Consider the following 9,449-nt stretch of genomic DNA (forward strand, 5'->3'; position numbering starts at 1 on the left):
CAGGGCGGGGTTCCACCCCGCCTCCCCTCCCCTAGCTGCCCCATCGCAGGAGCCCGCCATGAGCATCGACAAGAAAGCCCTGATCGAGGACCGCGTGAACACCGGCCTGCTGGGCCAATGGTATCCGGTCGCCAAATCCGTCGAGGTCAAGACCACGAAGCCGCATGGCGTGAAGCTTCTGGGCCAGAAGCTGGTCCTGTGGCGCAAGGGTGACGGGTCGATCAACTGCGTCGAGGATTTCTGCCCGCATCGCGGCGCGCCGCTGAGCTATGGCGAGATCCACGAGGGCAATATCGGCTGCCGCTATCATGGCGTGATCGTCAACGGCGAGGGTGTCGTGGTCCGTGTCCCCGCCATGCCCGAATGCGCGATGGAGGGGCGCAAGGCGCTGAAGAATTTCCACGTCACCGAGCATTCGGATGCCGTCTTCGTCTATATCCCCTCGCTCACCCAGCCCGAGCCGCCCGAATTGGTGATGCCGCCGGAACTGGTGGGCGATGACTGGACCGGCTTCCTCTGCACCTCGGTCTGGGAGACGAACTACCGCTACGCGCTCGACAACCTCGCCGACCCGATGCATGGCTGCTACCTGCATTCGGAAAGCTTCACGCTGGCCTATGGCTCGAAGCAGGATCTGATGAAGCTGGACAAGACCGACAACGGCTTCCACGTCACCCGCGTGGGCCAGGTCGGCGACAATTTCGACTGGGCCGAATTCGCCGTCTTCCCCGGCAACATGTACTGTTTCCTCGACATCCCCTATCCGCCCGCGGCCGGGCCCGGGGGCAATATGCGGATCGTCGGCTTCACCACGCCGGTGGATGAGACCACCTGCAAGGTCTTCTTCTGGCGCCTGCGCAAGGTCGAAGGGATCGCCCGAGACTCGTGGCGCTTCCTCTACCGCGCGCAGCTGGAGGAACGGCACTGGAACGTGCTGGAACAGGACCGCGTGATGCTGGAAGGCATGCCCGACGACGCCCGCAAGCGCGAGATGCTGTATCAGCATGACCTCGGCGTGTCGCGGATCCGCCAGATCCTGACCCGGGCCGCGAAGGAACAGATCGAGGCCGAACTGGCCGTGGCGGCCGAGTGATGCTGACCGGACGCACGATCCTTGTCACCGGCGCGGCGCGCGGCCTCGGTCGCGCCATCGCCGGGGCCTGCGCCGAACAGGGCGCGCGGCTGGTGCTGGCCGATATCGACAGCGCCGGGGTGCAGGCCGCGGCGTCCGAATTGGGCGCGCGGGCGGTGACGGTCGATCTGGGCGATCCCGCCAGCATCAATGCGCTGGCCGAGGATATCGCCGCCCATGAGGGCGAATTGCACGGGTTGTGCAACAACGGCGCCGTCGCCACCAATGTCGGCGGCATGGCGTTCGAGGATATCGAGATCGACCTCTGGGACCGTGTCCACCGCGTCAACGTCCGCGGCACTTGGCTGATGACCCGGGCCTGCTCGGCGATGCTGCGCGCCTCGGGCTCAGGCCGCGTGGTCAACGTGGCTTCCGACACCGCGATCTGGGGCGCGCCGCGGCTTCTGGCCTATACGGCATCGAAGGGGGCGGTGATGGCGATGACGCGCTCGCTGGCGCGGGAGATGGGGCCGGACCGCGTCGGCGTCACCTGCATCGCGCCCGGGATCCTGACCACCGAGAGCACCGAATACGTCCCCGCCGCCCGCCACGCGCTTTATGGCGATGGCCGCGCGGTTCCCGGCCCCCAATCGGCCGAGGAAGTCACCGGTACCGTCGCGTTCCTGCTGTCGGACGCCGCGCTCACCCTCACCGGCCAGACCCTGCCGGTGAACAACGGCTACGTCTTCGTCACATGAGCGCGCAGGACCATATCGCCGCCGGGTTCGGCTGGCGCGAACACGCCGGGGATGGCCCGGTGCTGGTCGCGCTGCACGGCATCGGCTCCGAAGCGCGGGCCTTCGACCCGCTCGCCGCCGCCCTGCCCGGCTGGCGTGTTCTGGCGTGGGAGGCGCCGGGCTATGGCCCGACCGAAGCCCTGCCCATCGACTGGCCGACCGCTCCCGACTACGCGGTTGCGCTGACGGCGTTTCTTGATGCGCGCGGCGTGGAGCGGGTCCATCTGCTCGGCCATTCGCTGGGCACCCTGATCGGCGCGGCCTTCGCCAAGGCCCACCCCGCACGCGCCCTGACCCTGACCCTCGCCTCCTGCGCGCAGGGTGGCGGCGCGGCCCCGGGTCACCTGCCCGAGAATCAGGCCGCCCGGCTTGACGACCTCCGGCGCCTCGGCGCCTCGGAATTTGCCCGCACCCGCGCGCCCCGGCTGGTGTTCCAGCCCGAGGCAAACCCGGATCTGGTGGCCAAGGTCACCGAGGGCATGGCGAAGATCAAACTGCCCGGCTACGCGCAGGCGGTCAGGATGCTCGCTTCGGGCAACCTCAGCGCCGATTGCGCCGCGCTGACCGTGCCGACCGCCGTGATCGTCGGGGCCGAGGATGTCGTCACGCCCCCCGCCCAATCGCAAGCGGCCCATGCCGCCCTCCCCGCCGCCCATCGCGGCGCGCTGACCCTCATTCCCGGCGCGGGCCATGCCCTGCATCAGCAGGCGCCCGCCGCTCTCGCCAAAGCCATCCTCGACCACGCCGCCAAAGGAGTTACCCCATGACCGATCCCGTCCGCGTCGGCAGTCTGCGCGGCCTCGTGATGCGCGCTCCGGGCATTGCCGCCACCAAGAAATTCTACATCGACAACTGGGGACTGAGCCTTGCCCATGAAGGTGACGGCGAAGTCTATCTGCGCGGCACCGGGGCCGAGCCCTTCATCTACGGCCTGAAGGACAGCGACACCTACGGCATCGAATACATCCATTTCGCCATGCCCGACCGCGCCGCCACCGACGCACTGCATCAATGGCTGGTCAGGCAGGGAGAGGCAGTCCTGAGCGCCCCCGCCGACTTCGAGGATTTCGCCGGCGGCTACGGGTTCGAGGTCCTGGACCCCGACAACCGCCGCCTGCGCTTTCGCGCCGACGCCCTGACGCACGCGCCGGTCGAGGCCTTCGCCAAGCCGCGCAAGGTCAGCCATGTGGTGCTGAACTCGGGCGACATGGACGGCGTCGCCGATTGGTATTGCCGGACGCTGGGTTTCCGCGTCTCGGACTATTCCGCCGACCAGATGGTGTTCCTGCGCTGCGCGTCCGATCACCATTCCATCGCGCTGGTGCGGGGGCATTACCCCTCCGTCAATCACGTCGCCTTCGAGCTGCCCTCGATCAACGAATTCATGCGCTCCATCGGGCGGATGAAACAGGTGGGCGTGGTGCCGACCTGGGGGCCGGGGCGGCACGGGCCGGGCGACAACCCGTTTGCCTATTACGTCTCGCCCTCGGGCTTCGTGATCGAGTTCACCGCCGAGGTGCAGCAGATCGACGAGGAGACCCACCAAGCGCAGGTCTGGCCGCGCGACGTGCCCGAGAAGATGGACCAGTGGATGACCGCCGGAGCGCCCACCGCCGCCCAACGCGCGGTGATGCAGGGCCGCCCCGATCCGGGTTTCCCCGAGCTGAGGGAGAAGTGAGATGAGCCTTCCCTATGACAAGCAGGTCGCGGTCGTGACCGGCGGCTCCTCGGGCATCGGCCTCGCCACGGTGCGGCTGCTGCTGGAACAGGGCGCCTCGGTCGCCTTCTGCGCGCGGGGCGAGAGCCGCCTGAACGATGTGGCCGCCGTGCTGGCCCGCGATTTCGGCGCCGAGCGGCTGCTGTGGAAGGCGTTTTCGGTGCTGGAGCCCGGGGCCGTCAACGCCTTCGCGGCCGAGGTTCAGGCGCGTTTCGGCAAGGTCGATCTGTTGGTGAACAACGCGGGTCAGGGCCGGGTCAGCACCTTCGCCAACACAACGGACGACGACTGGCGGGCGGAATACGAGCTGAAGCTCTTCAGCCAGATCCACCCGATCCGCGCCTTCCAGCCGATGCTGGTGGCCTCGAAAGGCGCCATCGTCGCGGTCAACTCGCTGCTGGCCTACCAGCCGGAAAAGCACATGGTCTGCACCGCCTCGGCCCGGGCCGGGGTGCAGAACCTGCTGAAATCGCTCAGCATCGAGCTGGCACCCGCAGTGCGGGTCAATTCCGTGCTGCTGGGGCTGATCGGCTCGGGCCAGTGGAGCCGCCGCTTTGCCGAACGTCCCGACCAGTCGGTCAGCCGCGAGACCTGGTACGCCAATCTCGCCCGCGACAAGGGCATTCCGCTGGGTCGCCTGGGCGACGCTTCGGAAGCCGCCGCCGCCATCGCTTTCCTCGGCTCACGGGCCGCCAGCTACATCACCGGTGCCCAGCTCGACGTTTCGGGCGGCCTGTCCCGGCATATCTGAGGTGCCCGCCATGAAACACGATCCCATCGCCCAATCCGAGACCGTCGGCGAATTCATCGCCCGCTATCTGGCCGACATCGGTGTCACGACGATCTTCGGCGTGATCTCGATCCACAACATGCCGATCCTCGACGCCGTCGCGCGCCAGGGCCGCATCCGCTTCGTCCCCGCAAGGGGCGAGGCCGGGGCGATGAACATGGCCGATGCCTGGGCCCGCGTGTCCGGGCAGATGGGGGTCGTGCTGACCTCGACCGGGACCGCCGCCGGCAATGCCGCCGGTGCGCAGGTCGAGGCGCTGACCGCAGGCACGCCGCTTTTGCACATCACCTCGACCGTGGACCTCGGCTTTGCCGACCGCGACCGCGCGCCGATCCATGACGTGCCGCGCCAGCCCGAGATGCTGAAAGGCATTTCCAAGGCCTATTTCCGCCTCTGGTCGGCCGAGAGCGCCATCGGCACCCTGACCGCCGCCGTCTCGGCCGCGATCAGCGCCCCCTCGGGCCCCGTCGCGCTGGAAATCCCGGTCGACGTACAGCGCTCGACCACCGTGGTTCCGACCCGCATCATCCCGCCCGAGGCGCAGAGCCCCCGCGCCTCGGACCGCGCCATCGAGGCGCTGGCCGAGATGCTGCGCGAGGCGAAGCGGCCGATGCTCTGGCTGGGCGGCGGCGCGCGCGGCGCGCAGGCCGAGGCGGCCGAACTGGTGAAACGCGGCGTCGCGGTCGTCACCTCGACCAACGGCCGCGCCGTGGTGTCCGAGGACAACCCCGCCAACCTCGGCGCCTACAACATGGTGCCCGAAGCGCAGGCGCTCTATGCCAGCTGCGATTTCATGCTGGTGGTCGGCTCGCGCCTGCGCGGCAACGAGACGCTGAACAACGCCATGCGCCTGCCCCGGCCGCTGGCCCAGATCGACGCCGAACCCTCGCAGGGCGGCCGCAATTATGCGGTGGAGCTGTTCGTCCATGGCGATGCCGCCGACACGCTGCGCCGCCTGCTGACGCTGCTGCCCGAGAAGCTGGACGTGGACCCGCAACTGGCCTTTGACGTGGCCACCGCGCGGGCGACCGCCGAGGGGCGGCTGCGGGCGCAGATGGGCCCCTATCAGGTGCTGGCCGACGCGCTGGTCGAGAGGGTGACGAAGGGACGCCACCCCTGGGTGCGCGACGTGACGATCTCGAACTCGACCTTCGGCAACCGCTACGTCACCTTCGCCGACCCTCGCCACGGCGTTCATGCGCTGGGGGGCGGCATTGGTCAGGGCGTGGCGATGGGGGTGGGCGCCGCCTTGGCCTCGGACGGCCCGAAGGCGATCACGCTGATCGGCGATGGCGGCACGCAGTTGGGCATCGCCGAGATGATCACCGCCGTGCAGGAACGCGCGCCGCTCGTCTATGTGCTGATGAACGATCAGGCGTATGGCGTCATCAAGAACATCCAGACCGCGCAATACGACAGCCGCTATCATTATTCCGCGCTGCAGACGCCTGATTTCGCGGCGCATTGCGCCTCGATCGGTCTGCCGCATGTGAAGATCGACAGCGTCGAGGCCTTCGGCGCCACGCTGGACGAGGCACTGGCCGCCGAGGGCCCCCGCCTGATCGAGGTCGACATGATCGCCATCGGCCCCTTCGGCGAGACCTTCTCGGGCCCGCCCGCCGGTGCCGCCGGCAACAAGGTCTGACGCCATGCATCTGGGCGTGATCGGCTATGGCAACATCACCCGCGCGCTGCTGGGCGTGCTGGCCCGCGCGGGCCGGGCGCCCGACCGCGTGACCCTGCTGGTGCGGCCCTCGCAGGCCGGGGTCGCACGCGCCTCCGGCGCCGAGGTGGTGACCGAGGCCGGGGCGCTGATCGCCGCCGCGCCCGACCTCATCGTCGAATGCGCCGGCCATTCGGCACTGGCCGAGGCGGTGGTCCCGGCGCTGGAGGCAGGGATCGAATGCGTCGTCGTCTCCATCGGCGCGCTGGCCGATGCGAACCTGCACAGCGCCGTCACCGGGGCCGCGCGCAAGGGCGGCTCCCGTGTGGTCCTGCCCGCCGGGGCCATCGGCGGGGTCGATCTGCTGGCCTCGCTCCGCCCCTCGGGCATCGAGGCCGTCACCTATGTCTCGCGCAAGCCCCCGCTCGCGTGGAAGGGCACGCTGGCCGAGGGGCTCTTGGACCTGCCCGCGCTGACCGAACCCGCGACCTTCTTCACCGGCAACGCCCGCGAGGCCGCGCTCGCCTATCCCAGGAACGCCAATGTCGCGGCGACGCTGGCCTTGGCAGGGCTGGGGTTCGAGGCGACGCGCGTCGAGATGGTCGCGGACCCGACCGTCACCCGGAACATCCACGAATACCGGGTCACCTCGGGCGCTGCCGATTACACCATGCGGATCGAGGGCAAGCCCTCGCCCGACAACCCCAAAACCTCGCTCGCCACGGTCTATTCCGTGGCCCGCGAGGTGATGAACCGCAGGAACGAGGTGGCGATATGACCCATGACTTGCCGGACGGACGCCTGTTCATCGGCGGCGAATGGGAGCCGGGCACCGGCGCCGAGATCACCTCGATCTATCCCGCCGATGGCTCGGTCAACCGCGTGCTGAAGGGCGCGAGCCGGGCGGATGGCGAGCGTGCCATTGCCCGCGCGCTGGCGGCGCAGGCCGATCCGGCGTGGCGCGGGCTGAAACCGCATGAGCGCGCGCGGTATCTCGCCCGGATCGCCGACGGGATCGAGGCCAATGCCGCCCGCATCGCCTTCACCCAGACCCGCGACACCGGCAAGACCCTGCGCGAGACGGGTGCGCTGGTGGCTTCCGCCGCCGCGACCTTTCGCTACTTCGCCGCCGCGCTGGAAACGCTGGACGACGCCCTGACCACCCCGCGCGGCGATTATCTGACGATGTCGGTGCATGAGCCCCTCGGATTGGTCGCCGCGATCACACCGTGGAACTCGCCCATCGCCTCCGACGCGCAGAAGGTCGCGCCGGCCTTGGCCGCCGGTAACGCGGTGCTGTTGAAACCGGCCAGCTGGTCGCCGCTGGTGTCCCTGGAACTGGCGCGGATTGTCGAGGAGGCGGGCCTGCCCAAGGGCCTTTTCAGCGTCCTGCCCGGTGCGGGGCGCGAGATCGGCAATTTGCTGGTCGAACACCCCGCGATTAAGCGCGTCAGCTTTACTGGCGGCACTTCGACCGGGCGGACGCTGGCGAAACAGGCGGCGGAAAAGCTGATGCCCGTCTCGCTGGAGCTGGGCGGCAAGTCGCCCACCATCGTCTTCAAGGATACCGACCCGGAGCTCGCCATCGCGGGCATCCTGTTCGGCATGTTCTCGTCCTCGGGGCAAAGCTGCATCGCGGGGTCTCGGCTGTTCGTCGAACGCGCGATCTACGACCAGTTTGTCCCCCGTCTGGTCGCTGCGACGAAGGCGCTCGTCGTCGGTGACCCGATGGACCCGGAAACGCAGGTCGCGCCGCTGGTGCATCCCGACCACCGCGCCGCCGTCGCCGAGCATGTCTCGCGCGCGGTGGCCGATGGCGCGACGGTGCTCTGCGGTGGCCGTGCGCCCGAGGGCGGGATCTACGATCACGGCGCCTATTACCTGCCGACGATCCTGTCGGGCGTGAAGAATACCGACCGCATCTGCCGCGAAGAGGTCTTCGGCCCGGTGCTGGTGGTCATGCCTTTCGATAGCGAGGAAGAGGTCATCGCCCTGGGCAACGACAACGATTACGGCCTCGCCTGCGGAATCTGGACCCGTGACTTTCCAAGGGCTTACCGGATCGGCCGCGCCATCACCACCGGCACCGTCTGGATCAACACTTACAAGCAATTCTCCATCTCCACCCCCTTCGGCGGCGAGAAGGATGCCGGGACCGGCCGCGAGAAGGGCCGCGAGGGCATCCGTGCCTATCAGGCGCAGAAGTCGCTCTATGTCGATCTGACCGGACGCCCGCATCCCTGGGCGCGTTTGCAGGAGGCCTGACATGCACCAGATCGCGATCATCGGCGCCGGTCCCTCGGGTTGTTTCACCGCGCAGGCATTGGCCAAGCTGATGCCCGGGGCGCGGATCGACCTGATCGACGCGCTGCCCGTGCCCTACGGCCTGATCCGCTATGGCGTGGCGCCGGACCATCAGGGCACCAAGGCGGTGATCCGCCAGTTCGAGCGGCTGTTCGAACGGCAGGGCGTGGGCTTTTTCGGCCATGTCCGGCTGGGGGAAACGGTGACGCTGGAGGCGTTGCAGGGCCTCTATGACGCGGTGGTGCTGGCCACGGGGCTCTCGGTCGACCGGCGGCTGGGGGTGAAGGGCGACGATCTGCCGGGCGTGCTGGGCTCGGGCGCGGTGACGCGGGCCTTCAACGATTACCCCGATACGGCGCCGGTTGCGATTGGCGAACAGGTGGTGATCGTCGGCAACGGCAATGTCGCGGCCGATCTGGTGCGGCTGCTGGCCAAGGGCGCGGGGGAATTCCACGGCTCGGACCTGTCGGAGACCGCCGCCCGGCAATGCAGCGATGTGCGGCGGATCGACGTGGTGGGCCGCTCGCCCTCGGATCAGGCCAAGTTCGACCCGGTGATGATCCGCGAACTCGGGCGGCTTGAACAGGCAGCGATCCATGTCCACGGCCTGAGCGGCGAGGGTAAGATTGTCGAGGCGCTTCAGCATCTTGAGGGCCACGATCCCCAAGACGCCACGCGCGAAATCCATTTCCACTTTGGCTGGACGCCCGAGGTAATCGAGGGCACGGACCGCGTTACCGCCGCCCGCTTCCGGCAAGGCGATGCGCGGCTGGTGCTGCCCTGCGACACCGTTCTGACCGCCATCGGGTTCGAGGGCGAGAGGCCCGCCGCCGATGCCGAAGGCGCCATCGCCCCGGGCCTCTACGCCACTGGCTGGCTGAAACGCGGCCCCCGTGGCACGATCCCGGAAAACCGCGCCGATGCGCAGAATGTCGCGGCCCGCATCGCCGCCGACCTCGCCGACGTGGCACCCGGCAAAGCGGGACGCGACGGCGTGCTGGCCCTTGTCCCCGGGGCCGTGCACTACGACCATTGGCAGCGCATCGACGCCGCCGAGCGTGCGGATTGCCCGGAGGGGCGCGTCCGCCGGAAGATCCCAACGACAG

9 protein-coding genes are annotated in these 9,449 nt (G+C 68.9%); all 9 read left to right on the forward strand.

The features are described from left to right. Positions 1 to 58 precede the first annotated feature (58 nt). The gene (locus tag DDE23_RS20090; RefSeq protein WP_107754101.1) at positions 59 to 1,093 is read left to right on the forward strand and encodes an aromatic ring-hydroxylating oxygenase subunit alpha; all 1,035 of its coding nucleotides are present in this window, start codon (positions 59 to 61) and stop codon (positions 1,091 to 1,093) included. Next, complete coding sequence (locus DDE23_RS20095; protein ID WP_107754295.1) at positions 1,093 to 1,830, forward strand: SDR family oxidoreductase; 738 nt, start codon at positions 1,093 to 1,095, stop codon at positions 1,828 to 1,830. The genes DDE23_RS20090 and DDE23_RS20095 overlap by 1 nt, the downstream gene beginning before the upstream one ends. After that, positions 1,827 to 2,636 (forward strand): alpha/beta fold hydrolase, encoded by an 810-nt coding sequence (locus tag DDE23_RS20100; RefSeq protein WP_107754103.1) that lies wholly within the window; start codon positions 1,827 to 1,829, stop codon positions 2,634 to 2,636. The genes DDE23_RS20095 and DDE23_RS20100 overlap by 4 nt, the downstream gene beginning before the upstream one ends. After that, positions 2,633 to 3,547 carry a VOC family protein gene (locus tag DDE23_RS20105; protein ID WP_107754105.1) on the forward strand — a complete coding sequence of 305 codons (915 nt, stop codon included), beginning with the start codon at positions 2,633 to 2,635 and terminating at the stop codon, positions 3,545 to 3,547. The genes DDE23_RS20100 and DDE23_RS20105 overlap by 4 nt, the downstream gene beginning before the upstream one ends. Before the next feature lies 1 nt (position 3,548). Then, the gene (locus DDE23_RS20110) at positions 3,549 to 4,337 is read left to right on the forward strand and encodes an SDR family oxidoreductase (RefSeq protein ID WP_107754107.1); all 789 of its coding nucleotides are present in this window, start codon (positions 3,549 to 3,551) and stop codon (positions 4,335 to 4,337) included. 10 nt (positions 4,338 to 4,347) lie between these two features. After that, the gene (locus DDE23_RS20115; RefSeq protein WP_107754108.1) at positions 4,348 to 6,021 is read left to right on the forward strand and encodes a thiamine pyrophosphate-binding protein; all 1,674 of its coding nucleotides are present in this window, start codon (positions 4,348 to 4,350) and stop codon (positions 6,019 to 6,021) included. A 4-nt stretch (positions 6,022 to 6,025) separates the two neighbouring features. Beyond that, positions 6,026 to 6,817, forward strand: a complete 792-nt coding sequence (locus tag DDE23_RS20120) for an aspartate dehydrogenase (RefSeq protein WP_107754110.1) — start codon at positions 6,026 to 6,028, stop codon at positions 6,815 to 6,817. Then, a complete protein-coding gene (locus DDE23_RS20125; RefSeq protein ID WP_107754112.1) occupies positions 6,814 to 8,304 on the forward strand; it encodes an aldehyde dehydrogenase in 1,491 nt (496 codons plus the stop codon). The genes DDE23_RS20120 and DDE23_RS20125 overlap by 4 nt, the downstream gene beginning before the upstream one ends. Before the next feature lies 1 nt (position 8,305). Continuing rightward, positions 8,306 to 9,449: FAD-dependent oxidoreductase (locus DDE23_RS20130; protein WP_116548256.1), on the forward strand; the 1,144-nt coding region annotated here is incomplete at its 3' end.

Origin of the sequence: Pararhodobacter aggregans (assembly GCF_003075525.1) — a bacterium.
GTDB lineage: Bacteria > Pseudomonadota > Alphaproteobacteria > Rhodobacterales > Rhodobacteraceae > Pararhodobacter > Pararhodobacter aggregans.

Coding starts and splice junctions, on each gene's coding strand:
- DDE23_RS20110 (WP_107754107.1), top strand. CDS start 3,549: ATGAGCCTTCCCTATGACAAGCAGGTCGCGGTCGTGACCGGCGGCTCC.
- DDE23_RS20105 (WP_107754105.1), top strand. CDS start 2,633: ATGACCGATCCCGTCCGCGTCGGCAGTCTGCGCGGCCTCGTGATGCGC.
- DDE23_RS20125 (WP_107754112.1), top strand. CDS start 6,814: ATGACCCATGACTTGCCGGACGGACGCCTGTTCATCGGCGGCGAATGG.
- DDE23_RS20095 (WP_107754295.1), top strand. CDS start 1,093: ATGCTGACCGGACGCACGATCCTTGTCACCGGCGCGGCGCGCGGCCTC.
- DDE23_RS20100 (WP_107754103.1), top strand. CDS start 1,827: ATGAGCGCGCAGGACCATATCGCCGCCGGGTTCGGCTGGCGCGAACAC.
- DDE23_RS20090 (WP_107754101.1), top strand. CDS start 59: ATGAGCATCGACAAGAAAGCCCTGATCGAGGACCGCGTGAACACCGGC.
- DDE23_RS20120 (WP_107754110.1), top strand. CDS start 6,026: ATGCATCTGGGCGTGATCGGCTATGGCAACATCACCCGCGCGCTGCTG.
- DDE23_RS20115 (WP_107754108.1), top strand. CDS start 4,348: ATGAAACACGATCCCATCGCCCAATCCGAGACCGTCGGCGAATTCATC.